The sequence below is a fragment of the Pseudomonas sp. OV546 genome, from assembly GCF_900116845.1.
In the GTDB taxonomy this organism is placed as follows: domain Bacteria; phylum Pseudomonadota; class Gammaproteobacteria; order Pseudomonadales; family Pseudomonadaceae; genus Aquipseudomonas; species Aquipseudomonas petroselini.
This window is the reverse complement of sequence record NZ_FPCE01000007.1, coordinates 115,616-139,423: the sequence shown is the minus strand read 5'-3', so window position 1 is coordinate 139,423 and position 23,808 is coordinate 115,616. Positions and strand designations below refer to the sequence as shown.

Annotated in this window: 25 protein-coding genes and 1 pseudogene; 12 read left to right on the top strand and 14 right to left on the bottom strand. The window is 61.0% G+C overall.

Features of this window, described 5'->3' with window-relative positions; translation table 11 throughout:
• Positions 1 to 196: 196 nt before the first annotated feature.
• Positions 197 to 1,399 (top strand): class I SAM-dependent methyltransferase, encoded by a 1,203-nt coding sequence (locus BM403_RS17415; RefSeq protein ID WP_093543970.1) that lies wholly within the window; start codon positions 197 to 199, stop codon positions 1,397 to 1,399.
• A 41-nt stretch (positions 1,400 to 1,440) separates the two neighbouring features.
• On the opposite strand, the gene BM403_RS17410 is transcribed toward BM403_RS17415, so the two are convergent.
• The 6 genes from BM403_RS17410 to BM403_RS17385 all read right to left on the bottom strand — a co-directional run bounded on the left by BM403_RS17410 (position 1,441) and on the right by BM403_RS17385 (position 8,529).
• The gene (locus BM403_RS17410) at positions 1,441 to 2,340 is read right to left on the bottom strand and encodes a DMT family transporter (protein ID WP_012722707.1); all 900 of its coding nucleotides are present in this window, start codon (positions 2,338 to 2,340) and stop codon (positions 1,441 to 1,443) included.
• Between the two features lie 160 nt (positions 2,341 to 2,500).
• Positions 2,501 to 5,065 carry a TonB-dependent receptor gene (locus BM403_RS17405; RefSeq protein WP_093543968.1) on the bottom strand — a complete coding sequence of 855 codons (2,565 nt, stop codon included), beginning with the start codon at positions 5,063 to 5,065 and terminating at the stop codon, positions 2,501 to 2,503.
• Positions 5,066 to 5,193: 128 nt separating this feature from the next.
• Entirely contained in the window at positions 5,194 to 6,162 is a 969-nt protein-coding gene (locus tag BM403_RS17400) for a FecR family protein (protein WP_093543966.1), read from the bottom strand.
• Positions 6,159 to 6,698 carry an RNA polymerase sigma factor gene (locus tag BM403_RS17395; protein WP_012722710.1) on the bottom strand — a complete coding sequence of 180 codons (540 nt, stop codon included), beginning with the start codon at positions 6,696 to 6,698 and terminating at the stop codon, positions 6,159 to 6,161. The genes BM403_RS17400 and BM403_RS17395 overlap by 4 nt, the downstream gene beginning before the upstream one ends.
• Positions 6,699 to 6,846: 148 nt before the next feature.
• Entirely contained in the window at positions 6,847 to 7,719 is an 873-nt protein-coding gene (locus BM403_RS17390) for a dihydrodipicolinate synthase family protein (RefSeq protein WP_093543964.1), read from the bottom strand.
• Positions 7,720 to 7,746: 27 nt separating this feature from the next.
• Positions 7,747 to 8,529, bottom strand: a complete 783-nt coding sequence (locus tag BM403_RS17385; protein WP_046034501.1) for an aldolase — start codon at positions 8,527 to 8,529, stop codon at positions 7,747 to 7,749.
• Between the two features lie 160 nt (positions 8,530 to 8,689).
• On the opposite strand from BM403_RS17385, the gene BM403_RS17380 reads away from it, so the two are divergent.
• Entirely contained in the window at positions 8,690 to 9,217 is a 528-nt protein-coding gene (locus BM403_RS17380; RefSeq protein WP_093543962.1) for a helix-turn-helix domain-containing protein, read from the top strand.
• Positions 9,218 to 9,334: 117 nt separating this feature from the next.
• Here BM403_RS17380 and BM403_RS17375 read toward each other — a convergent pair whose 3' ends face one another.
• The gene (locus BM403_RS17375) at positions 9,335 to 10,351 is read right to left on the bottom strand and encodes a DUF4917 family protein (RefSeq protein ID WP_093543960.1); all 1,017 of its coding nucleotides are present in this window, start codon (positions 10,349 to 10,351) and stop codon (positions 9,335 to 9,337) included.
• 125 nt (positions 10,352 to 10,476) lie between these two features.
• Between BM403_RS17375 and yiaY the strand changes: the two genes are divergently transcribed.
• Positions 10,477 to 11,625, top strand: coding sequence for an L-threonine dehydrogenase (gene yiaY / locus BM403_RS17370; protein WP_012722715.1), 1,149 nt, complete (start codon positions 10,477 to 10,479; stop codon positions 11,623 to 11,625).
• Here yiaY and BM403_RS17365 read toward each other — a convergent pair.
• Positions 11,592 to 12,779 carry an MFS transporter gene (locus BM403_RS17365; protein ID WP_093543958.1) on the bottom strand — a complete coding sequence of 396 codons (1,188 nt, stop codon included), beginning with the start codon at positions 12,777 to 12,779 and terminating at the stop codon, positions 11,592 to 11,594. The genes yiaY and BM403_RS17365 overlap by 34 nt on opposite strands.
• Before the next feature lie 94 nt (positions 12,780 to 12,873).
• Here BM403_RS17365 and BM403_RS17360 point away from each other — a divergent pair, with 94 nt between their 5' ends.
• The 5 genes from BM403_RS17360 to BM403_RS17340 all read left to right on the top strand — a co-directional run bounded on the left by BM403_RS17360 (position 12,874) and on the right by BM403_RS17340 (position 18,068).
• The gene (locus BM403_RS17360; RefSeq protein ID WP_046034504.1) at positions 12,874 to 13,548 is read left to right on the top strand and encodes an NAD(P)H-binding protein; all 675 of its coding nucleotides are present in this window, start codon (positions 12,874 to 12,876) and stop codon (positions 13,546 to 13,548) included.
• The gene (locus tag BM403_RS17355) at positions 13,548 to 14,456 is read left to right on the top strand and encodes a LysR family transcriptional regulator (RefSeq protein ID WP_093543956.1); all 909 of its coding nucleotides are present in this window, start codon (positions 13,548 to 13,550) and stop codon (positions 14,454 to 14,456) included. The genes BM403_RS17360 and BM403_RS17355 overlap by 1 nt, the downstream gene beginning before the upstream one ends.
• A gap of 89 nt (positions 14,457 to 14,545) precedes the next feature.
• Entirely contained in the window at positions 14,546 to 15,739 is a 1,194-nt protein-coding gene (locus BM403_RS17350) for a CaiB/BaiF CoA transferase family protein (RefSeq protein ID WP_093543954.1), read from the top strand.
• Complete coding sequence (locus BM403_RS17345) at positions 15,736 to 16,677, top strand: hydroxymethylglutaryl-CoA lyase (protein ID WP_093543952.1); 942 nt, start codon at positions 15,736 to 15,738, stop codon at positions 16,675 to 16,677. The genes BM403_RS17350 and BM403_RS17345 overlap by 4 nt, the downstream gene beginning before the upstream one ends.
• A gap of 59 nt (positions 16,678 to 16,736) precedes the next feature.
• Positions 16,737 to 18,068, top strand: coding sequence for an MFS transporter (locus BM403_RS17340; RefSeq protein WP_012722721.1), 1,332 nt, complete (start codon positions 16,737 to 16,739; stop codon positions 18,066 to 18,068).
• Here the strand turns inward: BM403_RS17340 and BM403_RS17335 are convergent, their stop codons facing one another.
• Complete coding sequence (locus tag BM403_RS17335; protein WP_012722722.1) at positions 18,069 to 18,557, bottom strand: DMT family transporter; 489 nt, start codon at positions 18,555 to 18,557, stop codon at positions 18,069 to 18,071.
• A 69-nt stretch (positions 18,558 to 18,626) separates the two neighbouring features.
• Here BM403_RS17335 and BM403_RS17330 point away from each other — a divergent pair, with 69 nt between their 5' ends.
• Positions 18,627 to 19,544, top strand: a complete 918-nt coding sequence (locus BM403_RS17330; RefSeq protein ID WP_093543950.1) for a LysR substrate-binding domain-containing protein — start codon at positions 18,627 to 18,629, stop codon at positions 19,542 to 19,544.
• Positions 19,545 to 19,551: 7 nt separating this feature from the next.
• On the opposite strand, the pseudogene BM403_RS17325 reads toward BM403_RS17330, so the two are convergent.
• Positions 19,552 to 19,671: pseudogene (locus tag BM403_RS17325) on the bottom strand (type II toxin-antitoxin system RelE/ParE family toxin); the annotation flags it as partial.
• A gap of 86 nt (positions 19,672 to 19,757) precedes the next feature.
• Between BM403_RS17325 and fos the strand changes: the two are divergent.
• The 3 genes from fos to BM403_RS17310 all read left to right on the top strand — a co-directional run bounded on the left by fos (position 19,758) and on the right by BM403_RS17310 (position 21,512).
• On the top strand, positions 19,758 to 20,168 hold the full coding sequence (fos, locus tag BM403_RS17320; RefSeq protein WP_093543948.1) for a fosfomycin resistance glutathione transferase: 411 nt from the start codon (positions 19,758 to 19,760) through the stop codon (positions 20,166 to 20,168).
• A 55-nt stretch (positions 20,169 to 20,223) separates the two neighbouring features.
• Entirely contained in the window at positions 20,224 to 20,865 is a 642-nt protein-coding gene (locus BM403_RS17315; protein WP_093543946.1) for a LysE family translocator, read from the top strand.
• A 119-nt stretch (positions 20,866 to 20,984) separates the two neighbouring features.
• Positions 20,985 to 21,512, top strand: coding sequence for a DUF4142 domain-containing protein (locus BM403_RS17310; protein ID WP_005785958.1), 528 nt, complete (start codon positions 20,985 to 20,987; stop codon positions 21,510 to 21,512).
• Positions 21,513 to 21,566: 54 nt separating this feature from the next.
• Here BM403_RS17310 and BM403_RS17305 read toward each other — a convergent pair whose 3' ends face one another.
• The 4 genes from BM403_RS17305 to BM403_RS17285 form a co-directional block, all read right to left on the bottom strand.
• Positions 21,567 to 21,992: a low affinity iron permease family protein gene (locus BM403_RS17305; protein ID WP_012722727.1), complete on the bottom strand. Its 426-nt coding sequence runs from the start codon at positions 21,990 to 21,992 to the stop codon at positions 21,567 to 21,569.
• A gap of 114 nt (positions 21,993 to 22,106) precedes the next feature.
• The gene (locus tag BM403_RS17300) at positions 22,107 to 22,607 is read right to left on the bottom strand and encodes a methylated-DNA--[protein]-cysteine S-methyltransferase (RefSeq protein ID WP_012722728.1); all 501 of its coding nucleotides are present in this window, start codon (positions 22,605 to 22,607) and stop codon (positions 22,107 to 22,109) included.
• A gap of 491 nt (positions 22,608 to 23,098) precedes the next feature.
• A complete protein-coding gene (locus BM403_RS17290; RefSeq protein WP_046034512.1) occupies positions 23,099 to 23,509 on the bottom strand; it encodes a type II toxin-antitoxin system HicB family antitoxin in 411 nt (136 codons plus the stop codon).
• Positions 23,510 to 23,531: 22 nt separating this feature from the next.
• Positions 23,532 to 23,714: a type II toxin-antitoxin system HicA family toxin gene (locus BM403_RS17285; protein ID WP_012722731.1), complete on the bottom strand. Its 183-nt coding sequence runs from the start codon at positions 23,712 to 23,714 to the stop codon at positions 23,532 to 23,534.
• Positions 23,715 to 23,808: the final 94 nt, after the last annotated feature.

Below are 23,808 nucleotides of genomic sequence, written 5' to 3'. Positions count from 1 at the left end.
TGGGAGGGGGCTTGCCCCCGATAGCGGTGGATCAGCCAATAAATCGAGTACTGACACACCGCCATCGGGGGCAAGCCCCCTCCCACATTGGGTTTTGTGTCATCCATTCAGAGCACCGCTGATCAAATAACCCCGTGCCCTGAATCACGATCCCCCCTAAAATGCCCGGCATTCCCTGCCCGAGGCGTTTTTGTTCATGTCTGTCACTGCTCAACCGGATCATCATGCCCAGTTCATCGAACTGCTGAGCGCAAGCCTCGCGCAGAATGCCTTTATCAAGCTGGTGCTGGCCAAATACGTCGGTGACGAGACTGAGTTGCAGCGGTTGATCATCAAGCCGGTAACGGTCAAGGAGCAGCCGTGCCTGTCCTTCGTCTACCGTTACAAGACCCGCGATATCACCAAGAACTTTCCTTTGGCAGACGGCGTGACGGCGATTGCCGAGCTGCTGCCCGCCCAGTTCAAGAACGCCCACCTGCTGTCGCTGACCGACGAAGCCCAGCTGGAATACAGCAAGAAGAACAAAAGCTCGCTGTTCAAAAGCAAATCGCAGCAACTGCGCGAAGCGCCCTCGGCTGAGCATAACCGCGAGAAGAACCGCTTCCTTGACCTGAGCCGGCCGTTCCTCGCCGACCTGGGTGTGACCGACGCCAAGCAGGCGCTGATCCCATCGATGTCGCGCAAGTGGAAGCAGATCAACAAGTTCATCGAAGTGTTCAGCCATGCGCTGACCTCGTCACCGTTGAAGCTGGACCAGCCGGTGCGCGTCGCCGACTTCGGTTCGGGCAAGGGCTACCTGACGTTTGCGATTCACGACTACCTGCGCAACACCCTCAAGGCCGAGGGCGAGGTGACGGGCGTCGAGCTGCGTGAAGACATGGTCACCCTGTGCAACACCGCCGCCGCCCGCCTGGAACACCCGGGGCTGGTGTTCAAATGTGGCGATGTGCGCAGCGTGGCCCCCAGCGAGCTGGACGTGATGATCGCCCTGCATGCCTGCGACATTGCCACTGACTATGCGATCCACACCGGCATTCGCTCCGGCGCGTCGATCATCATGTGCTCGCCGTGCTGCCACAAGCAGATCCGCCTGCAGATCCAGAGCCCGGTGCTGCTAAAGCCCATGCTGCAATACGGCCTGCACCTGGGCCAGCAGGCGGAAATGGTCACCGACAGTCTGCGTGCGCTGTTCCTTGAAGCCTGTGGCTATGAGACCAAGGTGTTCGAGTTCATCTCGTTGGAGCACACCAACAAGAACAAGATGATCCTTGCCGTGAAGCGCGCCGAGCCGGTGGACAATGCTCAACTGCTGGAGAAAATCCAGGAGTTGAAGGCGTTCTACCACATTACCGAACACTGCCTGGAAACCTTGCTGCGTGCGGAGGGTTACCTGAACTGAGCACCGAACCCCTGTGGGAGGGAGCAGGCCCCCTCCCACATTTAGACTGTGCTGGGCTTGGTGGCTGGTGCAGGCTGCACCGCCGTCTTGCGCCCCAGCATCACCGTCACGATCACCCCGCACGCAAACACCCAGGTGATCGGCTCGATATGTTCACCAAAGAACAACGCCGAAAACGCGATGGTGAAGAAGATCTGTAACAGCTGGATCTGGCTGACCCGCGCGATGCCGCCCATGGCCAACCCGGCGTACCAGGCAAAGAACCCGAGGAACTGCGAGAACAACGAGACATAGCCAAACGCCCACCACGCGCGCATCGACACCGCGCCTTGATGCTGCGCCGCCAGGTACCACACCGGGCCGATCAAGACCGGTGTCGACAGCACCAGCGCCCAGCAGATCACCTGCCAGCCGCCCATCTCCTTGGCCAACCGGCCACCTTCGGCATAACCCAAGCCACCGACAGCGATCGCACCCAGCATCAGCAGGTCACCGGCTTGGATACTGCCGGCCCCGGTGATCAGCGCATAACTCAACACCAACGCACTGCCCAGCGCGGCACAGGCCCAGAAGGCTTTTGACGGCCGCTCGTGGGACAGCCACGCCGCGTACAGCGCCACGCACAGCGGTTGCAGGCCGTTGACCAGCGCGCCGTGGGACGCCGGCAAGGTTTGCATGGCCCAGGCCGACAGCACCGGAAAGCCGAGAATGACGCCGGCGATCACCAGGCACAGCCCGCGCACCTGGCGCCAGGTGGGCCAGCGCTCGCGGCGCCACAGCAACAGCGCCGCCGCCGGAATCGCCGCGAACAACGCACGGCCCAGGCCGTTGAGCAACGGGTGGATTTCCTGCACCACGATGCGGGTGAAGGGCAGGGTCAGGCTGAAGATGATGACGCCCAGCAGGCCGAGGGCCATGCCGGTGTTTTCGCGCGAGCTCATGGGAGGGATCCGAAATCCAGAGGGCTTCAAGGGAAGCCCATCTAGCCACATCCCCCGCAGAGTGCGGGCCTACAGCTGGGTACGGATTTATCCGTACAGTTGAACACCGCGTCGCCTGCATCGCGGGCAAGCCCGGCTTCCACATTGACCGTGCCGGTCTTCAGAAGAAGCGGGTGATGCTGATCTTGGCGTTGCGGCCTTCGCTGTAGACACCTTCGCCGCTCAGCGCGGGCTGGTAGCTGCGGTTGAACAGGTTGTCGACGGTGAAGTTGATTTCGGTGCCTTTGAGACCTGCCTGCTGCGGTTTCCAATTGGCGAACAAACCTTGGGTGTCATAGCTTGGGTTTTCGGTCTGGTCGTAGATGAAGTCGCCAATGGTGGAGTTCAAGCCGCTGGGGTAGATGTCTGTGGGCACGCGATCGGTCTTGCGCACGAACTGGCCCTGCCAACCCACCTGTGCGTCCCAGCTCGGGATCTTGGTACCCAGCACCACCACCCATTTGGCCGGTGGAATATCCCGCGCCCATACGTGCAGGTTGGTCGCCCAGGGGTTGGTGTAGGGGTTGTCGCGCTTGCCTGTGGCCCAGGAGTAAGTCAGGGAACCGAACAGGTAGGTCGAGTCGTAGTAGCTTTCCAGCTCAACGCCCTTGATGGTCATGCCACCCACATTGCGATAGTTGGTCCTGGATGCCGCGTCGCTGCACACCGAACCGATACTGCCCGGCACTGTCAGTTGCCGTTCGCAGCCGATGCCGGTGGCCTTCATGATTTCGTCTTCGATGCGGTTGTGGAACAACGTGGTGCGCAGTTGCAGGTTGTCGTCGCGGGTGAAGAGCCCTGAGAAGTTGGTTACGTTGCCCGCGGTAATCGCCGTAATACGCTCCGGGTCCAGATTCAGGCTGGTGGCGCTACGGGTGCTGATAGGGCCCTGGACTTCGTACTGTTCATCGATCACCGGCGCACGCCACGTGCGGTTCCAACTGGCGAAGAAGGCCACATCCGGGGTCACGTTCCAGAACGCCGCCAGGCGCGGCGACCAGCCTGTGTAAGTGCGGTCGCTGTAGTCGTGGCCCACGCGTGGGTCCGGGCTGCTGTAGTACGGCGCATCATTGGCTTCGCCGCGGTTGCGCACATGGTCGTAGCGCAGGGACGGCGTGATCGTCAGGTCACCTAGGGTAATGGCGTCCTGAATATAAAACGCGTTGCTGTCGACCTTGCCGTGGGGCATGAAATACGGCTGGAAATGCCCATAGTTGTATTGGGCGGTGTTGTAGGTCGCGCCTGGCATCCAGCTTTCGGTTTCACGCTTGTGCTTGCGGATCTGCATGCCGGTGGTCACGGCGTGCTCCAGCGGGCCGGTGGTCAGTAGGCTGGTATTGCGCAGTTCGAGGATGCGGTCGGTGTAGGACGTATCCATCTTGCGTCCGCCGGTGGCCAGGCCAATCACGGCATTCGCGGCGCGCTCATCGGTCTGGTCGGTATTGGACTGCGAGTAGCTCAGCTTCAGGTCGATCAGCGGGTTGTCCAGTGGGTGGTATTCGTACTTGCTCGACCAGGTGGTGTCCACCGTGTCGCGGTCGGCCAGAAAGCGCGAGACGGCCGTGGCGTAGCCATAGCGGTCGATGTCTGATTGCCTCGGCGGCGATGGGTAGGATTTAGCCGAGAACGGCGTCATACGTTGGCTTTGGGCGCGAGAGTAAGACAGGCCCATGCTGTGTTCGTCGGTGAAATAGGCGTTGAACTTGAACAACTGGCCTTCGACATCCTGCGCGCTGTTGGGCAAGCGTTTGGGGTTGATCGGGTATTGATTGCGCGGGTCGGGCGGTGTGTCGGCAAGCTTGAGGTCGTCGCCGTCGCGCTGGGTCAGGTAGGCCAGGGCGTCCATGCGGCCGTCGTCGGTGCGGCCATACACTGCACCGGTGTAGACCTGTTCGTGGGTGTTGCTGGCGTAGCCGTATTTGACCATCGCTCCTGTATTGCGCCCGTCCTTGAGCAGGTCGGATGCGTCTTTGGTGATCATGTTGACCGTGCCGCCAAAACCGCCGTTACCGGTGAATGGCGAGTAGGGGCCTTTCTCCACTTCAATGCTTTTGATCAACTCGGGCTCAATGAAGATGGTGCCTTGTTGATAGCGCTCGAAACCGCTTTTGGCCGCGCCATCCACGGTCATTGGCACATCCTCGGCATCGCCCATGCCGCGGATGTTCATGGTCTGGCCGCCGGGCTTGGGTGAGCCGCCCATGGACACCCCGGGCAGGGTCTGCAACAGCGAAGGAATGTTATCGGGCTGGTAGCGGTCGATATCCGCCTGGCTCAGGGTGGAGCGGCCGACGGTGCTGGAGTCGACCTCGTTACCGGTGCCGATCACGCTCAGGGCATCCAGCTGGATCGCGCCGCTCTGGGTGGTTTTCGCCTCTTCGGGCCTTACCACGTAGGTGCTGCCGATCTTGATCAGGGTGAGTTCGCCGTTTTTCAGCAGGTTACGAATCGCCACTTCCGGCGTGAAATCACCGTTGAGCGCCGGCGCTTGCACGTTCTTGAGCAGCGCTTCATCGAACAGCAGCTGGATCTGTGCCTGCTGCGCCACTTGGCTCAGGGACGTGGCCAGCGCCTGGGCGGGTAGTTGGAATGTCTCGGCCTGGGCACTGAGGCTGAACGCCAGGCAGGTGGCGATGAGGGTCGGTCGAAGAAGCAGAAGCGAAGCGTGGCAAGGCGCGCGAAACATGAAATCCCCCGGTGCGGCCAAATGGCCAAAAAGATGTGCGTATCAGGTGCAGACCGGAGGAAGACGGGGCAGGTGAAAAAATCCACACCTGCGAATGCAAAATATTCTCAAGTACGTGTCTTTAGGGATTATTTGCTCGGTTCGATGCGTACGATGCCATCGGCCGACGCCACGGTTTTTACCGGTAGCAACGCGGGCAGGGCATTGAGCAGGGCGTCGGGGTCGTTTACATCCAGATTGCCCGACACCTTCAGGTGCGCCACGGCGTTACTCACCTGCAGCGGTGCCTGGGGGCGATACAGGCTCAACTCATCGATCAGGCTAGCCAGTTCGCGGTTGCGAAACGACAAGTGCCCGCTGCGCCAGTCAGCGACTTCCTCTGCGGGGAGGGTTTGCTGTTGCAACGTGCCTTTGGCGTAGCGGTAGAGGGCGCGTTGCTGTGCACCCAGCAGGCTGACGGGGCTTTTCGCGTCAGGCGCGAAGGCGACCTGGCCATGGGCAACGCTGACCACCAGTTGCTGCTGGCTGCGCCGCACATCGAAGCCGGTGCCCACCACGCGCACATTGGCTTCGCCCGCCTGCACGAAGAGTGGCCGTTCCTTATCGGCGGCCACGTCGATGTACACCTGGCCCTTTTCCAGGTGCACGATGCGCTGGTACGCCGTGAAATCCACCCGCACGCGGGTGTTGGCATTCACATACAAGGTGCTGCCATCGGGCAGTTCCAGCGTGCGCATGCCTTTGGCGTGGCCCGCGACGTGAGTGTGATACAGCGCGCGGGGCGCGCCGATAGGGGTGGCCAACACCGCGCACAGCAAGGCGGCGGCCACGGCCACGGCGGGGCGCCAGACCGACGGTTTGCGCTTGCCCAGCGCCACCGGTTTGTTCAGTTGCTGCAACTGGGCCAGGTCTGCCCACAGCTGCTCGAATTCGGCATAGGCGCGGGCATGGGCGGGCTCGGCTTGCCAGGCGGCGAAGGCTTTGCGGTCGGCACGCCCCGTGTCATTGCGGTTGCGGGCAAACCAGCTGGCGGCTTGGGCATCGATGGAGTCGCTCGCTTCGATGTCCAGGGCGTCGGTGTCGCTCAGGCGGTTCATTCGGGCTGCTCCGTGCCGGGTTCGGGTTGAAGGCGTCGCTTGCAGTGCAGCAGGGCAAACGCGATGTGCTTTTCCACCATGCTGGTCGAAATGCCCATGCGCTCGGCGATCTGCGTTTGGCTCAGGCCTTCGAAGCGGTGCAGCATAAGGGCTTCTCGCCTGCGGGGCGAGAGTTCGGCGAGGACTTCTTTCAACTGTTCCAGGCGTTGCAAGCGTTGCGCGGCGACCATGGGCTCGTTTTGCTCGTCGGTGGCAGGCTCCACGTCCCTGTCGGCCTGATCGTGATGGGCGGTCTGCCGTACCTTCTGTTTGCGCCAGTGATCACGCAGCAGGTTGCGCGCCATCTGGAACAGGAACGCCCGTGGCTGCTCGACCTTGGCTCGGTCGCGGTAGTCCAGCCACTGAGTAAAGACATCCTGGGTCATGTCCGCCGCGTCGCTGGCGTTGTCCGTGCGTTTGCGCAGGAAATACAGGATATCTGTATAAAACCCGCGAAAGGCATCGGCCGACAACGGGTCGGGCTTGGGACGAGACATGGATATCCTTCTTGACGAAGCACGACGTGGAAAAGTCGCGGATTCTATCGAGAATAATTATCATTTGTCTCTATTTATAGGATGTGCTCGATTTAAAATGTGGAAGGGGGGCTTGCTTCCTCCCTCCCTCCCACATTGGCTCGCGGCTTTAACGCAGCAATGTTTTCAGCTGTTCGATTCCGGCCTCGCCCAATGGGAACACCGGCAAACGTGGGTCACCCACCTCCAACCCGGTCAAGCGCAGCCCGGCCTTGATCGTCGCTGGCAACCCGCCCTTGAGGATGAACTCCAGCAAGGGCAACTGCGCATAAAACAGTTCGCGCGCCTTGCCCAGGTCATTAGCCAACACTGCCGCATACAAATCCAGATTCATCTGCGGGATCAAGTTCGGCGCGGCTGTGCACCAGCCCTTGGCACCCGCCGCGAAGGCCTCCAGCGCCAGCGGGTTGCACCCGTTGTAGAACGGCACATCGCTCTGGCGATGCAATTGGTGCATGCGCTGAATATCCCCGGTGCTTTCCTTGACCATGCTCACGTTGGCGACCTGCTTGACGATGCGCAGGATCAAGTCCACCGACATGTCGGTGCCACTGGTGGCCGGGTTGTTGTAGAGCATGATCGGCACGCCAATGCTGTCGCCAATCGCGGCATAGTGGGCGAGGATTTCCGCTTCGCTGAGTTTCCAGTAAGACGCCGGCAGCACCATCACCACATCGGCGCCATTGGCTTCGGCGTAGCGGGCGCGACGCACGGCTTTGGCGGTGGTCAGGTCCGAGACGCTGACGATGGTCGGTACGCGCCGAGCGATTTTCGCCAGGCTGTAGGCGCTGACGTCATCCCACTCGGCGTCGCTCAAATAGGCACCCTCGCCGGTGCTGCCCAAGGGGGCGATAGCGTGTACGCCGCTGGCGATCAGGCGATCGATGGAACGGCCCAGGGCGTTGAGGTCAATGTGCTGGCCGTCGGCGCTGAACGGCGTGATGGTGTAGCCGATGATGCCGTGAAGGGTGGGGCTGGACATGGACGGTCTCCGGGTAAAAAAAGGCAATCAGTTCAGGCAATCGGCGTGTTGGCGCAGGTTCTGCCGGGCGTAGTAATTGAATGCGGCGCCATGGCGCTTGGGCCGGGAGATCCAGTCATGGGCCTCGCGCCCCAGCTCCGGCAGGATCGGCTTGATGGTGCCGGCCGCCATTGCCAGCAACTGCAACTTGGCTGCGCGCTCGATCAATTGCGCGATCACGCAGGCTTCCTCGATGCTCGTCCCGGTGGACAACTGGCCGTGGTGCGAGAGCAGGATCGCGCGCTTGTCACCCAGTGCCGTGGTGATGATTTCGCCCTCTTCATTGCCCACCGGTACACCCGGCCAGGCCTCCAGAAATGCGCAGTCTTCATAGAGCGGGCAGAGGTCCATGTGCGACACCTGCAGCGGTACTTCCAGCATCGACAGCGCGGCGATGTGTGTGGGGTGCGTGTGGATGATGCACTTCACATCCGGCCGGCCACGGTACACCCAACTGTGGAAACGGTTGGCCGGGTTGGGGATGCCATGGCCCTCCAGGACTTCAAGGTCTTCATTCACCAACAGCAGGTTGCTGGCGGTGATCTCATCAAAACCCAAACCCAGTGGCTGAGTGTAATAGGTGCCCGGTTGCGGCCCGCGCGCGGTGATCTGCCCGGCCAAGCCGGAGTCGTGGCCGTTCTCGAACAGGATGCGACACGTCAGCGCCAGCTTTTGCCGGTCGGTCCACGTATTATCCGCGAGGGTGTTTTGCATCTGGATCAGCGCTTGCTTGACCAGCTGGTCTTTCGGGAGTGCTAATGTCTTGGCCATATCGGTGTCCTTTGGGTGGTTCAATGGACGTCTTGGTTTGCTGTCTCCCGCTGCTCGCAAGGTCGTTGGGTGAACGCAAATGACACTAAAGATGCTATATGACACATTGTGTCATTAGCAAGCACAGCTCATCGCTTACTGCATGGATTAATCGCAGCGCATGTCTATCCGTTTGAAATTATTGAGAAAAAAACTTGGCGTGACCTTGGAGACGCTGGCTGAAAAGTCCGGCATGACCAAGAGCTACCTGTCCAAGGTCGAGCGCGGGCTCAACACGCCGTCGATTGCCGCCGCGTTGAAACTGGCCAAGGCGTTGAACGTGAAGGTCGAAGAGCTGTTCAGCGAAGACAGCGTGAGCCTCGACAGCTACAGCCTGGTGCGCAGCCATGAGCGGCCGGACACCTCACCGGGTTACGCCGTGCTGGCCCATCAGGTCAGCGAGCGCAGCTTGCTGCCGTTTATCATCTACCCGCCGGCGGAGTTCACCGACAAGACCTTCAAGGAGCACGTGGGGGAAGAGTTTCTGTTCGTGCATGAAGGCCAGGTGGAGGTGGATTTCATGAGCGAGCGGGTGATCCTGGAGCGTGGCGACGCGCTGCACTTCAATGCGCAGAAGCCTCATCGGTTGCGCTCGGTGGGGGCGGTGCAGGCGCAGTTGCTGGTCGTGGTGCACAGCTCGGAAGACTGACGTCGCTCAATGTGGGAGCTGGCTTGCCTGCGATAGCATCACCTCGGTTCAACTGACAGACCGAGGTGCCTGCATCGCAGGCAAGCCACACACATTGTATTTAAGTCGCCCGAAAAATCAGCGTTCGACGGGGACTGACAGTGCTGGATTGCCCAATGGATGCGTCCGCCCCGCAAAAAATTTCAGCTTCACCCCAGAGCCATCAAACAACTCCGAATACCGCCGCTTCTGCTGACGAATAAACCCGTCAGTGCGCCCCGACACCGAGATCGCCAGCGTCGTCACGTTGGCCTGGCGAATCGCGTCCACCAGATGCTTGTCCTGCGCCCCCAAATCATGGCCGAAGACGCACAGCGCACCTTCATGACTCAGCAACTGCTCATAACAGAACGACAGGTAATCCGAGCTGCGGATGGTCTTGAGCTTCTCTTCCACCTTGCCCTCGCTGACAAACAGCGGCACGTCATCCAGGGTCTTGAGGGTGTTGTTGATCGCAAAACTACTGAGCAAGGTACTGTCGGTGGTCGGCAATTTGCGCGCGGTGCCATCCAGGTTGCGCACCAGGTGCAGGCCCCCGTGCAAGTACAAAATGCGCGTGGTGTCGGTACGGGTATTGCGCAGATCGAAGCTGGCGTCGGCGCTGCGGAACAAGTCGTCGATGCCGGGGGCATGCAGGATCGCCCAGTAGTTCAGCAGGTCGTAATTGGTGGTAAACACCGTGGGGTAGTTCGCCAGCTCGCTGTTGATCGTCGCCAGCGTCGACGGCTGCACCAGGCGCCATGGGATATGCACGGTGTGGATAGTGTTGATCAACGCTTCCTTGATCGCGTAGTAGCGATTGCGCGGTGCCGCCGAGCTGACCGCCAAGGCCTTGTTGACCCGGCTGGTGGTCTTCAACGCGCCCAGGGCCTGCTCGAAACTGCGGGTCTGCAGGGCGTCGAACACGCTGAGTTCGGATTGACTCAGGGGTTTCTCTTCGACGGTGCGGGCGTTTTCGAACAGCGAGTCGTAGGCGAAGTCTTCCCAAATCGTGCGGCTTGCGCCGTTGCCGATCAGAATCCCGCTGAAGTCGAGGGTCGCGCGCAGTGCGCTCCAGTCTTCAAGGTGGGCGTCAATATCCTGGAAATCCTTCATTGCGGCGGGTCTACTCGAAATCGGCTGGACGGTGACTTTATCACGGGTTGGCGTTGATCCTGATCAAGATGCCGCAGGCAAGTGAGGTGGATGCTGTAGGCATAAACGTCATCCGAGGATTCGCCATGAGCAGCACCTTCTTCATCCCCGCCGTTAACATCATGGGCACCGACTGCCTCGACGAAGCCATGATCGCCATCCGCAACTACGGATTTCGTAAAGCGTTGATCGTCACCGACGCGGGCCTGGCCAAGGCCGGTGTGGCCAGCATGATCGCCGAGAAACTGGCGATGCAGGACATCGACTCGGTGATCTATGACGGCGCCAAGCCCAACCCCAATGTGGACAACGTCGAAAAAGGCCTGGCGTTGTTGCAACAGAGCGAGTGCGATTTTGTGGTCTCCCTGGGCGGCGGCTCGCCCCATGACTGCGCCAAGGGCATCGCCCTGTGCGCCACCAACGGCGGGCATATCGGCGACTACGAAGGCGTCGACCAGTCCAGCAAGCCACAGCTGCCACTGGTGGCCATCAACACCACCGCCGGCACCGCCAGTGAGATGACCCGCTTCTGCATCATCACCGACGAAACCCGCCACGTGAAAATGGCCATCGTCGACCGCAACGTCACGCCGCTGCTGTCGGTCAACGACCCAAGCTTGATGGTCGGCATGCCCAAGGGCCTCACCGCCGCCACCGGCATGGATGCACTGACCCATGCCATCGAAGCCTATGTGTCCACCGCCGCCACACCGATCACCGACGCCTGCGCCATCAAGGCCATCGAGCTGATCAGCGCCAACCTGCGCCTGGCGGTACGCGACGGCAGCGACAAGGTCGCGCGGGAAAACATGGCGTATGCGCAGTTTCTTGCCGGCATGGCCTTCAACAATGCGTCGCTGGGTTTCGTGCACGCCATGGCCCACCAGTTGGGCGGTTTCTACGACCTGCCGCACGGTGTGTGCAACGCGGTGTTGCTGCCCCATGTGCAAAGCTTCAACGCCAGCGTCAGCGCCAAACGCTTGAGCGACGTGGGCCGTGCGTTGGGTGCCGACATCAAGGGCGTCACCGACGAAGAGGGCGCCCAAGCCGCCATCGCCGCCATTCGCAGCCTGGCCCATGACGTTGAAATTCCCGCCGGATTGCGGGAGCTCGGCGCCAAGTTGCAAGACATTCCCTTGCTGGCGACCAATGCGCTCAAAGATGCGTGTGGTTTGACCAACCCACGGCGGGCGGATCAGCGTCAGATCGAGGAGATCTTTCGCAGCGCGTTTTGATCCGACCGGCAGCGGGCGACGCACATTGATGCGGCGCCTGCCAACGCCACACATAAAACGGCTAACGGCCACGCCTGCGGACTCACCAGCAGGCTCGCCATGCCGCCGATCAATGCGGCCATCAACTGATGCATAAAGCCGCTCAAGGCCATGGCATAGGAGCCGTTCACCGGCGATTCATCGTTGGCCACGGATAAACTGATCGGGTAACTCATCGACTGCCCCAGCACGGCCACGCAATACGGTAGCCACAGCAGGATGGCGAGCCCGCCAGCAAACACGCTGCCCAGCAGCATCACGGCCGTCCCCGTCAGAACCAGGGCCACGCCCCAGCCCATCATCTTCAGCCGCCCCGTGCGAGCCACGAAGCGGTTGACCATCAATGCCCCCGCCAGATACGCCGCGCTGATTGGCCAACCCAGCCAGCCATATTGCGCTGCGCTCCACTCGAAACGTCCTTGTAGAATCAACGGTGCGCAGGTGTTGAAGGCGATGATCACCCCATAACTCAGGCCACCGGCCAAGGCTGCATGCAGAAACGGCGGATGCCGCACGATCGTGGCGTAAATGCGCCAGGCGGATGCACAAGCGTCGGCTTTCACCCGTGCCGGGAACATCACTCGCTGCAACACCAGCATCAACATGACCGCGCCAATCGCCAACCCGTAGAAGATCGCCTCCCAGCCGAAGATCACCTGCAACAACGACCCAACGAATTGACCGATGCCCAAAGCGATCACGAACGTCATGCCCAGCCACGACAACCCTTTTGCCAGCAATGCACCGCTGAAGCTGTCACGCACCAACACCCGCGCCATCACCGAAACACCGCCCGCGCCCAACCCTTGAATAAGCCGCAATGACAGGAAGGCTTCAACGTTGAATGCCGAGGGGATCGCCGCACTCGCCAACGCGTACACGGCAAGCGCCGCCAACAGCACAGGCTTACGCCCAAAACGCTCGCCCAGGCTGCCCCACAGCAACATCGGCAACGCCATGCCGACCAGGTAGATCGCCAGGGCCAGCGCGACGTGGTCTTCAGCCGCAGGGAGGGCGCGGGCGATAGCGGGGACAGCGGGCAGGTAGCTGCTGATGCCGACTTGGGCAAGGAAGGCGGCGCTGCAGGCCAGGGCGAGCGTGGTGGTATTGTTCAAGGGCAGGCTTTTCCTTTTTCAGCGGTAAACTACAAGCTGATAGTGTGTTTGTCTCTAACGTGCGGCTAATCGTTTGTAACCAAGGAACCAACCCATGAGAGTTCTGTTATTCGGCGCCACCGGCATGGTCGGCCAGGGTGTTCTGCGCGAGTGCCTGTTGGCCGCTGACGTTCAGGAAGTCGTCGCCGTCGGCCGCACGGCCTTGACCCAGGAGCACGGCAAGCTGCACCAGGTGTTGCACGGTGACATGCTGGATTTCCAGCCCTTGGAGAACCTGTTGCAAGGGTTTGATGCGTGCTTCTTCTGCCTCGGTGTCTCATCGGCAGGGATGAATGAAACCAAATACACCCACCTCACCTATGACCTGACACTGGTCGCCGCCAGCACGCTGGCGCGGCTCAATCCGCAGATGAGCTTTATCTACGTGTCCGGCGCCGGGACCGACAGTTCCGAAGCGGGCAAGTCGATGTGGGCGCGGGTCAAGGGCAAGACCGAGAACGCCTTGCTGCGCCTGCCGTTCAAGGCGGTGTATCTGTTTCGGCCGGGGGTGATCCAGCCGTTGCATGGCGTGCGGTCGAAGACGCCGTTGTACCAGTCGTTCTATTCCGTGCTCGGTCCGTTGCTGTCGTTGGTGCGTCGGCTGAAACCGGGTTGGGTTGTGAGTACCGAGACGGTGGGGCGTGCCATGTTGCAGGCGGCCAGTCACGGCGCGCCGCAGCCGGTGGTGGAACAGGCCGAGATCAATCGGCTGGCCAGCGAGCGTCGCTGATGCTGCACAAGAGCCTGGTACGTCGGCTGGACCTGATCACATTGCAGCTGTTCGTCGCGGTGTTTGAGGAAGGCACGCTGACCCGTGCCGCCAACCGTGAAGCCATTGCCGTGTCGGCCGCCAGCAAGCGCTTAATGGAGTTGGAGCAGGTGCTGGGCGTCAGTCTGTTCGTGCGGCGTGCCAAGGGCATGGACTTGACGGCGGCTGGCGAAACCCTGTTGCACCATGCGCGACAGATGCTGTTCAACGTCGAGAAGATGGGCCTGGAACTGGGCGAGCATAGTCACGGCGTGCGCGGTTATGTGCGGATGCTGGCCAATCTGTCGGCGATCATTCAGTTCCTTCCGGAAGACCTGCGGGACTTTTCTGAATCGCACCCCGAAGTGAAAACCGACCTCGAAGAACGTCCCAGCAATGGTGTTGTGCAAGGCGTGCTGGATGGCGTGGCGGACCTGGGGATCTGCTCCAGCGACACCGACACCAAAGGCCTGCCCAGCGTGACTTATCGCCACGACAAACTGGTGGTGTTGATGCCGAAGGATCATTCGTTGGCCGCCCGCGAAAGCCTGGCCTTCGCCGAAACCCTCGACAGCGATTACGTCGGCCTGCACGCCGCCAGTTCCATCAATATGCGCACCCACGCCGCCGCGCGTGAGGCGGGCAAGATGCTTCGCCTGCGCATTCATGTGCCGGGGTTTGATGCGATGTGCCGGATGGTCCAGGCGAATATGGGCATCGGTGTCCTGCCGCAGAAGGCCTATGAGTTGTTCGGCCGCGCACTGGGTTTGCATGCCGTGCCGCTGACGGATGACTGGTCGGATCGCAGCCTGATTCTGGTGGTGCGCGACGAGGCGCAGTTGTCACCCGTGAGCCGGTTACTGTTCGATTATTTGAGTGTTCGCGTTTAGCGAACGCTCCTTGCCAACTGACGGTTGGATTTCTCCTGCGCCGCCCCTCTAGTCTTGGCAGCACATTCCAAAAACAAGAGGTACACCCCATGACGGCTCCCCTGAGCGGTATCAAGGTGATCGAGATCGGCACCCTGATTGCCGCGCCGTTCGCCGCCCGGCTGATGGCCGAGTTTGGCGCCGAGGTGATCAAGATCGAAGCCATGGGGCAGGGCGACCCACTTCGCAAATGGCGAAAGCTGCACGAAGGCACGTCACTGTGGTGGTACCTGCAATCGCGCAACAAGAAGTCCTTGGCGCTGGACCTCAAGTCGCCGGAAGGCCTGGACCTGATCAAGCAATTGCTCGGTGACGCCGACGTACTGATCGAAAACCTGCGCCCCGGCGGCCTGGAAAAACTCGGCCTCGGCTGGGACGTGTTGCACGCCCTCAACCCCAAGCTGACGCTGGTGCGCATCTCGGGCTACGGTCAGACCGGCCCGTATCGCGACCGCCCCGGCTTCGGTGCCATCGGCGAGGCGATGGGCGGCATCCGCTACACCACTGGCAACCCGGACTCGCCGCCGGCGCGGGTCGGCGTGAGCCTGGGGGATTCCCTGGCGTCGCTGCACGGCGTGATCGGCGCACTGATGTCGCTGCTGCGGGTCAAGACGGGGCAGGGCGACGGGCAGATTGTCGATGTGTCGTTGGCCGAAAGCGTGTTCAACCTGATGGAAAGCCTTGTGCCGGAATACGACATGCTCGGCCATGTGCGTGAACGCAGCGGCGGCGCCTTGCCTGGCATTGCGCCCTCCAATACCTACCTGACGGCCGACGGCGCCTATGTGGTGATCGCCGGCAACAGCGACCCGATCTACAAGCGCCTGATGACCACCATTGGTCGCACCGACCTGGCCGAAGCCCCCGAGTTTGCCCATAACGATGGCCGCGCCGCCAAGAGCGGGTTGCTCGACGCTGCGATTACGCACTGGACCAGCAGCCTGCCCATCGAGCAGGTGCTTAGCGCCCTGGAAGCGGCTGAAGTACCCGCCGGGCGTATCTACTCCGTGGCCGATATCGTCAGCGACCCGCACTACCAGGCGCGTGACATGTTGCTCAATGCCGAGCTGCCGGGCGGTGTGTCGGTGAAGATGCCCGGCATCGTGCCCAAACTCTCGGAAACCCCCGGCGGCGTGAACTGGCAGGGTCCGTCCCTGGGGCAACACACCGACGAAATTCTCGGCAGCCTGGGCCTGGCCGGCGCGGATATCCAACGCCTGAAAACCTCGGGAGTGGTGCAATGATCACAGACTATTCAGACCCGCTGATCGTGCAGGAAGTGTCCCCGCGCGATGGCCTGCAAATCGAGCCGACCTGGGTCGAAACGCAGGACAAGATCGCGTTGATCGACCAGCTTTCCCTGGCCGGTTTCTCGCGGATCGAAGCAGGCTCGTTCGTCTCGCCCAAGGCCATCCCGGCATTGCGCGATGGCGAGCAAGTGTTCCAGGGCATCGAGCGCAAGCCGGGTGTGATCTATGTGGCGCTGATCCCCAACTTCAAGGGCGCCCAGCGTGCCATCGAGTCCCGCGCCGATGAGTTGAACCTGGTGATGTCCGCCAGCCAGACCCACAACCTGGCCAATATGCGCATGCGCTGTGAGGCGTCGTTGGCGGCGTTTGGCGATATCACACGCTTTGCCGCCGACCACCCGGTAAGGCTCAACGGCAGTATCGCCACCACCTTCGGTTGCCCGTTCGAGGGCAAGATCGCTGAAGACCGCGTGCTGCAGATTGTCGAGGCGTACCAAGCGCTTGGAATCACCGGCATCAGCCTGGCCGACACCACCGGCATGGCCAATCCGCGACAGGTCGAGCGCTTGGTCAAGCGCGTGTTGCAGCGCGTGTCCGCCCGCGATCTGACCCTGCATTTCCACAACACTCGTGGCCTGGGTCTGTGCAACGTGCTGGCGGCTTATGAGGCCGGCGCCCGTCGTTTTGACGCAGCGCTCGGCGGGTTGGGCGGTTGCCCGTTTGCGCCGGGGGCGTCGGGCAACATCTGCACTGAAGATTTGGTCAACCTGTGCGAGGAGGTCGGGATTCACACCGGTATCGACCTGCCGCACCTGCTGCACATGTCCCGTCGCTTACCGGCCCTGTTGGGCCACGAACTGCCCGGCCAGGTGGCCAAGGCCGGGCGTAATTGCGACCTGCATGCCCCCCCGGCCTACATCGCCGCGCTGTAACACAGCACCAGACAACAAAAACAATCGGGCGCCAATGAGCAGCCCGCTGGAGAGAAAGCATGAGCACTAATACATTGGAGGCCGGCGTGCGCCCGGCCGCTGAAATCGATGCCGAAAAAGCCCTGGTCAGCAAGGTCGCCTGGCGCCTGATGCCGCTGATCATGGTGTGCTACCTGTTCGCGTTTTTTGACCGTATCAATATCAGCTTCGCCAAGTTCCAGCTGCAGGCGGACCTGAGCCTGAGCGACACCGCCTATGGCTTGGGCGCGGGGTTGTTCGTGGTGGGTTATGTGATCTTCGAAGTGCCGAGCAATATGATGCTGTACAAGGTCGGTGCCCGGCGCTGGATTGCGCGCATCATGATGTCGTGGGGCCTGGCGACGGCGGCGATGGTGTTTGTCACCGCCGAATGGCAGTTCTATGGCCTGCGCTTCATCATCGGTGCGATGGAGGCGGGTTTCGCGCCCGGCGTGCTGTATTACCTGACGTTGTGGTTCCCGCAGCACTTCCGGGGGCGTATCACCTCGATGCTGTTCCTGGCGTCGGCGTTTGCGGGCCTGGTGGGCGCGCCGTTCTCCGGCCTGGTGCTGGAGCACCTCGACGGCGTCTTCCAGATGCGCGGCTGGCATTGGCTGTTCCTGCTCGGTGGCTTGCCGTGCATCGGCCTCGGGTTCCTGGTGCTGACATTGCTCAAGGACCGTATCGAAGACGCCCATTGGCTGACGCCGGCGGAGAAGGCCTTGCTGGCCAGCCGTATCGCCAAGCATGAGCCGAACCCGCATGGAGGCTCGCTGCTGTCGGCGATCCGCATCCCTGGATTCCTGATGCTTGGGTTTATCTACTTCCTGATTCAGGTGGCGTCCTACGGCCTCAACTTCTGGGCCCCGCAACTGATCCGCAGCGCCGGCACCCAGAGCCCGGTGATGATCGGACTGCTCACGGCGATTCCTTATGTGTGCGGTGCCATCAGTATGGTGGTGATCGGGCGACTGTCGGATGCCACCGGCGAGCGGCGCAAGTTCGTCTGCGGCCTGGTCGTGCTGGGGGCGGTGGGCTTCTTCTGTGCGGGCATTTTTGCCGACCACACCACCTTCCTGATCATTGCCCTGGGCATGTTGGGCGCGGGCATCATCGCCTCGATCCCGACCTTCTGGACCCTGCCTCCCAAGTTGCTGGCCGGTGCCGGGGCAGGCGCGGCGGGCGGTATTGCGGTGATCAATACCCTCGGGCAGTTCGGTGGCATCGTCAGCCCGGTGATGGTAGGGCGGATCAAGGACCTGACCGGCAGCACCACCCCGGCGCTCTATGTGATCGGCGTATGTGCGCTGTTGGCCGCGGCGCTGTTGTTGTGGGGCCTGCCACAAAAGCTGCGCACCCTCGATAAGGGCTGATCAGCCAGCGGTCGCCAAGGCGCGGGCGGGCGTGGTGCTGAACTGAATCAACGCTACGCCCCCGATCAACAACAACGCGCCAAGAATCCGGGGCGTTGTCAGTTGACGCTCCACCAGGCCGAACAGGCCAAAATGATCAAGCGCCAGCGAGGCCAGAATCTGCCCGGCCATGGCCAAGGCGATAAAGCCCGACGCGCCGAGTTTGGGCAGCAGTATCAACGCCAGGGAAATAAAGCACACGCCAAACGCGCCGCCCGCCCACATCCACAGCGGCGCCTTGCTGATAAACGCCAGGCTTGGCAACGGCAAGCGCAGCGCCATTATCACCGGCAGCAACACGAGGATGCTCACCAGCAATGACGCCAGCGTGGCCCACAGCGGGTGACCCAGCCCGCGCCCGAGGTTGGCGTTGATCGCACTCTGGAACGGCACCACCGCTCCGGCGACGACCGCCAGTGCCAATAATCCCAACCAATGCAACGTGGTCATTTTTGAATCTCCCAGAGGTTTTGCTGGACTCTAGGCTATTCGTCACGCAAATTTAAATTCCAAGTTCTTATGCCGAGCATGCAGCTGATGAATGATCTGCGCCGCATCGACCTCAACTTGCTGGTGATTCTTGACGCCTTGCTCAGCGAGCAACAGGTCACCCGCGCCGCCGAGCGTTTGCACCTCAGTCAACCGGCGGTCAGTCATGCGCTGGCGCGCTTGCGTGATCTGCTCGGTGATCCGCTGCTGGTGCGTCAGGGCGGCAGGCTGGTGCCAACCGCTCGCGCGCTGGAACTGGCCACGCCACTGGCTGAAGCCCTGGCCCAGGTACAGGCCTTGCTGGCGCCCAATCGCTTCGACCCGGCGTCGGCCAAACGCCGGTTTCGTCTGGCGATGTCTGACTACAGTGCGGCGATTTTCCTACCTGACCTGGTGCGTACGTTGCGCCGTGAAGCGCCGGGTATCGACCTGCAGATTATCCAGGCCAGCCGCGAAGGCATGATGGATGGGGTGCTCAATGGCGACCTCGACCTGGCGGCGGGGGTCTTCCCCGACATGCCTGCCGAACTGCGTACTACGCCGTTGTTCGAAGAGCACTACACCTGCCTGGTGGACCGCAACAGCCTGCCGGCAAGTGGCATATTGGACCTGCCCACCTACCTGTCACGTCCCCATGTATTGCTGGAAATGCGCGGCAGTGGCACGCCGGAAATCGAACGGGCGCTGACAGCGATTCGTCAGCGTCGGCATGTGGCGATCAGCCTGCCGCATTGGGGTGTGGCGCCGCAGTTGATTCAAGGCACCGACCTGATTCTTACCGTGTCGTCGCGTGGCTTGCTGAATATTGATCACGCGCACTTGCTGGCCGTACCGCCGCCGTTTCATATTCCGTCTTTTGCGTTTGAGCTGGCATGGCACGCAAGGCGGGGCGGGGATGCGGGTTTGCAGTGGTTGATTGGGCGGGTGCAGGGGGGGGTAAGTGATTGAACATCCGCTACCAGGATGCGGGCGGCTGGCGCCGCGTATGGAAAATCCGCATGACTTGTAATCGTCCCTCTCGGATACGGTACGGAACGATGTAGGGCCATCGAGGCATAACCCTCTCGCGTGTTCCAAGTGCAACATACTACATCGTCACCGCCACCATGATTTGCCCCGTTCGTGAGGGGGTAGCGTTCTGAACGTGAAAAGGATATTTCCATGCTTTGCGGCTTCAACCACCTGACCCTGGCTGTCACCGACGTGGACCGCAGCGTCCGCTTCTATCATGAGTTGCTGCAACTTCAGCTGGATGCCACATGGGACACCGGCCCGTACCTCTCGCTGCCGGGTCTATGGCTGTGTCTGTCACTCGATCCACTGCGCGACGCCAAGCCGGCGGCCGATTACACCCATTATGCGTTTACCGTCGCGGCGGCTGATTTCACCGCGTTGGTCGCACGCCTGCGAGCTGGTGATGTGCAGGAGTGGCGTGACAACCGCAGCGAAGGGGCGTCGTTCTATTTTCTCGATCCCGATGGCCACAAACTCGAAGCTCATGTCGGTGACCTGGCCTCGCGGCTGCAAGCGTGTCGCACCAAGCCCTATGCCGGAATGAAGTTTTACCCGTAGCCTTGGAACGTGCAGAATCCCAGCACCTCTATAACGCTCTGTCTGAGTCGCGCCCATGACCTCATCCTTGCTGCTCGCCGTCCTTGCTTCAGGTTTTATCTACGGTATTACGCCTGGCCCCGGCGTGTTGGCTGTGTTCGGCATCGGCGCCGCTCGTGGCCGGCGTGCGGGTGCAGGGTTCCTGTGCGGGCATTTGCTGGGGGATGTGGTGTGGTGCTCGACGGCATTGATCGCCATCGTTGGCGCGCGGGAAGTGGGCAGCAGTGCGTTTGATGTGCTCGGCATGCTCAGCGGCCTGTACCTGTTCTGGCTCGGCTGGCGTGCGATTCGCACTCAGCGTCGCAGCGGCGATACACCTCAGGGCGCGGCACGGCATCCGTTCTGGCACGGCATTCTGTTCGGCCTGACCAACCCCAAGGCGTACCCGGTGGCTGTGGCGACGTTTACGGCGTTGCTGTCCAGCCGTGCCGAGTTGCTGACCTGGTCGATGCTGCCTTCGCTGATCTTCCTGAGCTTCATCGGCGGCGTGCTGGCCTACGCGATCCTGATCGGAGTGGTCGGCGCCCAGCGGGTGCGCACGGTGTATCAGCGGCACGAAATCCTCATCACCCGGCTCTGCGGTGTGATGTTCATCGGTTTCGCCATCAATGCCCTGGCGCACGCGTTGCCAGGCCTATTCGGCAGCAAACCCACCTGAATTGAGGACGACCGTTCGTCGCACTGGCGAGTTTTTTCTAAACCTTTGCCGCGCATAAAATTCGAATCCAGGGCGGGGTGTGTTCCCCCGCACTTATTTTTACCCTGGAGGAACCCATCATGAGCCGCATGGCTATCCGGTTACGCACCGCCAGTTTCGCGATGCTGCTGGGCCTCGGCGCCAGCAATGCTTTCGCCCAGTCACCTGCTGAATTCATCGAGCAGGCTTCGGCCAAAGGGATGGCTGATATCGAAACCAGTCGCATGGCCCACGCCAAAACCTCGTCCCAGGAAATCAAGGACTACACCATCGAGGTGATCAACGAGCGCACCCTAGCCAACCAGCATTTGGCGGCCATTGCCAAGAAGCTCGACCTGCCGGTGGCGCCGCGCGAGAAGATCGTAGATAAAGCCGAAACCCTGATGCCCGAACTCAAGGACGGCGACTCCTTTGACGCCGCCTACACAGCGCAACAGGTGAAAGAAAACGAAGACGCTATCGCCCTGTTCAAAAAGGAAGGTGCAGCGTCGGATGTGCCGGAAATAAAGGCCCTGGTGGATGAGACGTTGCCTAAGTTGGAGGAGCGTCTGCAGAAAGCCCGCGCATTGGCCTCGACTTACGGCAAGGGTCATCAAGGCGACGGTTGAGTCTGTCACCTGAACTGAAAAACGGCGGTTGGAGCTTCTCCAACCGCCGTTTTTTCATGCCTGGTTCAAATCGGTTTTGATCGGCGCGGCATCGTCGACGTGCTCGCCGCAACTGCTGTTGAGATTGACGTTGCCCGTCGCGCCGATGCTGCGGTATTCCTTGCGCAGTTTCTCCAGTTCTTTACGGTCCAGCCCATCCAGGCTCAACACCGCATTCTGCGCATCCTTGGAAACGCGCAGCAGTTCATCGATCTTGATATGCAGGATGTCGTTGTCGCGGTTTTGCGTGTTCTGGATCAGGAACACCATCAGGAATGTGATGATGGTGGTTGAGGTGTTGATGATCAGCTGCCAGGTGTCGTTGTAGTGGAAATATGGCCCGCTCAGGCTCCACGCCAGGATCAACGCCATCGCCGCGTAGAACGTACGCGGGCTGCCTGCCCAACGGGACAGGGACTGGGAGACTGCAGAGAATTTCATGACCGCTTTTCCTTTGGAAGGGGGGTGATGAAAGAGTGGACCGCAGCGCGTCTTTGAAATTTCTTTTTACATTTGGCGTGATGAGCAACGTGGAACGTTTTGTCGTTAGCGACCTTAAAAAGCCAATTGCGCCTGGCCGGTGCCTTCCAGTGCCAGCAAATACTGCTTGGCTTGCAACCCTCCGGCGAACCCGGTCAGCCCGCCTGATGCACCGATCACCCGATGGCACGGCGCAATGATCGAAATCGGGTTACGTCCATTGGCGGCACCTACCGCACGTACGGCTTTCGGCTTGCCGATCTGCTGCGCGATCTGGCTGTAGCTGCGGGTTTCGCCGAACGGAATCGTTAGCAGCGCCTGCCAGACCTGCTTCTGAAAGTCGGTGCCCCAGAAATCCAACTCCAGCTCGAATTGGTGGCGGGTACCGGCGAAATATTCCTTCAGCTGGCGCTCGGTTTCCAGCAGCACCGGGCTGTCATTGGCCTCGCGCAATTCACCCAGGCGCACACGGTTGGCGCGCTCGTTTTCCCACAGGATGGCGCCGAGTCTGCCGTTGCGCGCCACCAGGGTGAGTTGGCCAACGGGGGAGGGCATGAGCGTGTATTCGTATGGCATGGGCGTAATCCGTGACTCTGTATGGCGCCAGTATCCGTCTTGCGTGCCTTGGGGAAAACTCGTTTCTTGCGATGGAATTCTACACGGGCTAAAAACGCCATTGAATCCAGTTGCCTGACCCATAGACCCAGGAAACCAGGAAGACAAACCAGATTATCGAGGGCGTTGACAGTGCGACCACTGAGCCTAGGTTGAGTAGAGCAATGATGGCCGCGCCGATTGTCAGGCCTCGGCTGGCATGTTGCCTTGCGTACCATGCACCGTAGAAGGACCCGGCAACGGCCGCTATCGATGCAACGCGTCCCAGGCCAAAAGGGATCGGCGTCAGTGGGAGCAGTAGCGGGATTATCAGCACTAACCCCACGACTTTTCTAAGAACCTGCCTCGACGTTTTTTGTCCACGCGGGAGCATTCTGCTGTGTCCTGTGGCTGGGTAAGGTGCTTGCGATGCTGATAGGCGAACGATGAAGCCTCTGTAGGGATTGGCTTAATCAATGTTCCTGCTGAAGCACTTTCAGCGCCGCTGACGCCAGAAACCCCGAACGGCTTTTTTCTTCCGGGTGGTGCAGCACATAGTCGTCGATGCGGTTCAGCAGATAGCCGGGTAACGTGATGTTGAGCTTCTGCGCCTTGCCCAGGTACTTGGTGACATCAATGTCCACTACGGCCCAGGTGCAGCCTGCGTATTGAGGGTTGGCGGCATGTAAAGTGACCTTTTGCGCACTGGGAATCGGTGCACCGTCTTCGGCGAGGATCTCGAAGTGGCCTTCAATGGCTTCGCGGGCCATGGCCATGGCGTCGTCCAGGTCGTCGCCGGCGGAGTAACAGCCGGGAATATCCGGTACCTCTACGCCCCAGGCGTGATCGTTGTCGCCGGTTGAAATCGCAATCGGGTAAAGCATGTTTGTTGTCCTCCACGGACGATTAACTCAGCAGCGCCTGTTTCAAAATGCTCTTGGCTGTTTTGTCCAACAGGTCCTTCTTCGGATGGGGAATCGTCACCAGCCCCGGCTTTGTCGGGTGCTTGAAGTGGTGGTGACTGCCTCGTATGCGCGCCAGGTACCAACCGTCCGCAACAATGTGGCCTATCAAATATCGGCTATCCACAACACCTCCTTGTGGTGTGTGTTGGTGGTGACTATAACCACTGATTTGGAATTATCAATACTCTACCTACCAGCGGTCGATGACCGGCATTCTG

What these genes read in the sequence shown, in the direction of transcription:
- BM403_RS17395 (WP_012722710.1), bottom strand. Translation starts at nt 6,698, where the DNA reads ATGTCTCGTCCCAAGCCCGACCCGTTGTCGGCCGATGCCTTTCGCGGG.
- BM403_RS17385 (WP_046034501.1), bottom strand. Translation starts at nt 8,529, where the DNA reads ATGGCCAAGACATTAGCACTCCCGAAAGACCAGCTGGTCAAGCAAGCG.
- BM403_RS17350 (WP_093543954.1), top strand. Translation starts at nt 14,546, where the DNA reads ATGACGGCTCCCCTGAGCGGTATCAAGGTGATCGAGATCGGCACCCTG.
- yiaY (WP_012722715.1), top strand. Translation starts at nt 10,477, where the DNA reads ATGAGCAGCACCTTCTTCATCCCCGCCGTTAACATCATGGGCACCGAC.
- BM403_RS17330 (WP_093543950.1), top strand. Translation starts at nt 18,627, where the DNA reads ATGCCGAGCATGCAGCTGATGAATGATCTGCGCCGCATCGACCTCAAC.
- BM403_RS17375 (WP_093543960.1), bottom strand. Translation starts at nt 10,351, where the DNA reads ATGAAGGATTTCCAGGATATTGACGCCCACCTTGAAGACTGGAGCGCA.
- BM403_RS17415 (WP_093543970.1), top strand. Translation starts at nt 197, where the DNA reads ATGTCTGTCACTGCTCAACCGGATCATCATGCCCAGTTCATCGAACTG.
- BM403_RS17290 (WP_046034512.1), bottom strand. Translation starts at nt 23,509, where the DNA reads ATGCTTTACCCGATTGCGATTTCAACCGGCGACAACGATCACGCCTGG.
- BM403_RS17405 (WP_093543968.1), bottom strand. Translation starts at nt 5,065, where the DNA reads ATGTTTCGCGCGCCTTGCCACGCTTCGCTTCTGCTTCTTCGACCGACC.
- BM403_RS17300 (WP_012722728.1), bottom strand. Translation starts at nt 22,607, where the DNA reads ATGCCATACGAATACACGCTCATGCCCTCCCCCGTTGGCCAACTCACC.
- fos (WP_093543948.1), top strand. Translation starts at nt 19,758, where the DNA reads ATGCTTTGCGGCTTCAACCACCTGACCCTGGCTGTCACCGACGTGGAC.
- BM403_RS17310 (WP_005785958.1), top strand. Translation starts at nt 20,985, where the DNA reads ATGAGCCGCATGGCTATCCGGTTACGCACCGCCAGTTTCGCGATGCTG.
- BM403_RS17355 (WP_093543956.1), top strand. Translation starts at nt 13,548, where the DNA reads ATGCTGCACAAGAGCCTGGTACGTCGGCTGGACCTGATCACATTGCAG.
- BM403_RS17380 (WP_093543962.1), top strand. Translation starts at nt 8,690, where the DNA reads ATGTCTATCCGTTTGAAATTATTGAGAAAAAAACTTGGCGTGACCTTG.
- BM403_RS17360 (WP_046034504.1), top strand. Translation starts at nt 12,874, where the DNA reads ATGAGAGTTCTGTTATTCGGCGCCACCGGCATGGTCGGCCAGGGTGTT.
- BM403_RS17400 (WP_093543966.1), bottom strand. Translation starts at nt 6,162, where the DNA reads ATGAACCGCCTGAGCGACACCGACGCCCTGGACATCGAAGCGAGCGAC.
- BM403_RS17305 (WP_012722727.1), bottom strand. Translation starts at nt 21,992, where the DNA reads ATGAAATTCTCTGCAGTCTCCCAGTCCCTGTCCCGTTGGGCAGGCAGC.
- BM403_RS17345 (WP_093543952.1), top strand. Translation starts at nt 15,736, where the DNA reads ATGATCACAGACTATTCAGACCCGCTGATCGTGCAGGAAGTGTCCCCG.
- BM403_RS17335 (WP_012722722.1), bottom strand. Translation starts at nt 18,557, where the DNA reads ATGACCACGTTGCATTGGTTGGGATTATTGGCACTGGCGGTCGTCGCC.
- BM403_RS17340 (WP_012722721.1), top strand. Translation starts at nt 16,737, where the DNA reads ATGAGCACTAATACATTGGAGGCCGGCGTGCGCCCGGCCGCTGAAATC.
- BM403_RS17390 (WP_093543964.1), bottom strand. Translation starts at nt 7,719, where the DNA reads ATGTCCAGCCCCACCCTTCACGGCATCATCGGCTACACCATCACGCCG.
- BM403_RS17315 (WP_093543946.1), top strand. Translation starts at nt 20,224, where the DNA reads ATGACCTCATCCTTGCTGCTCGCCGTCCTTGCTTCAGGTTTTATCTAC.
- BM403_RS17410 (WP_012722707.1), bottom strand. Translation starts at nt 2,340, where the DNA reads ATGAGCTCGCGCGAAAACACCGGCATGGCCCTCGGCCTGCTGGGCGTC.